The 1132-nt window shown below is 57.8% G+C and carries 1 protein-coding gene; it reads right to left on the bottom strand.

The annotated features are described in order from the left end of the window. Nucleotides 1–1132: DEAD/DEAH box helicase family protein (locus tag KVT32_RS27785; RefSeq protein WP_217619158.1), on the bottom strand; the 1132-nt coding region annotated here is incomplete at both ends.

Below are 1132 nucleotides of genomic sequence, written 5' to 3'. Positions count from 1 at the left end.
CATGCTGGCCGGCTCCTCGATGAACCGGCGCTTGGTCTCGTCTTCGTACTGTTTGGTGGTCTGACCATCGCGCAACACGTGCTGCTTGTAGGTGTCGTACTTGTAGCGTTCATCGCTACCCGAAGACTCTCTTGAGATCGCCGCCGGGTTCGGCTCAAACGACGTAATGACTCCCACATGCGAGCCAAAGTGCGTGTTCCGGAACAACCTGAAATAGTGGCAGGCGTCGTAGATCGAAGCAGCCACCAGAATAGCCGTACCCCGATTGCTGTCGAGCCGTGGCTTGAGGCTGAAGTCCTCGATGATATTGGCGACGATGCGGTCCTTGCGTTCTTTGGCGCTCATCAACTCTTCCATGGTCGCCCAGCGCTTGCGCAAGATGGACTTCTGGAATTTGTTCAGACCACGCGTCTTCTTCTCAAACCAAGCATCGATGGCCTTGCTTGACGTCAGGCGCTGCGGCACATCTCGCGCCTCGTACTTCAGGTCTAGCACTACTTCGTCCGCCACGGCTTCATGGAACTTGTAGGTGTGGATATAGGTGCCGAATACATCGCGTGTCGTTTGCTTATCCTTGCGCAGCAGGGGCGTTCCGGTGAAACCGATAAAGATGGCATCGGACAGCCAGCGCTTCATCTGCTTGTTCATGTTGCCGCCCTGCGTGCGGTGACACTCGTCCACAAACACATAAAAGCGCCCGTGAATTGGCGGCGGATCGCCACTGAGGTCCGCAGCATCGAATTTGTGGATCAACGCACATAGCAGGCGCGGCGTGGTAGCGCCCAGTTTCTGCACGAAGTTTGCTCGCGAGGTAATGCGCGGTGAGGCGGACTCCGCACCGATCACGCCCGCGTTGCGCATCACCCCTTCGATCTGCTTGTCCAGCTCGTCCCGATCTGTCACCACCAAAACTCGGGCTTGTGGATCATGCTCCAGCAACCACTTGGCCAACAACACCATCAGGATGCTCTTGCCGCTGCCCTGGGTGTGCCAGATCACGCCACCCTCGCGTTTGGCAATGCGTTTCTGCGCGGCCTTGATGCCCTGGTACTGGTGCTGCCGGGGCACCTTCTTGAAACCCGCATCGAAGATCACGAAGTTGCGGATCAAATCCGGCAACCGCGCCTTCTCG

The sequence above is a fragment of the Achromobacter sp. GbtcB20 genome (assembly GCF_019091095.1).
Classification (GTDB): Bacteria; Pseudomonadota; Gammaproteobacteria; order Burkholderiales; family Burkholderiaceae_B; genus Achromobacter; species Achromobacter mucicolens.
Note: the sequence above shows the minus strand (reverse complement) of the source record. Positions and strands in the feature narration are given on the sequence as shown.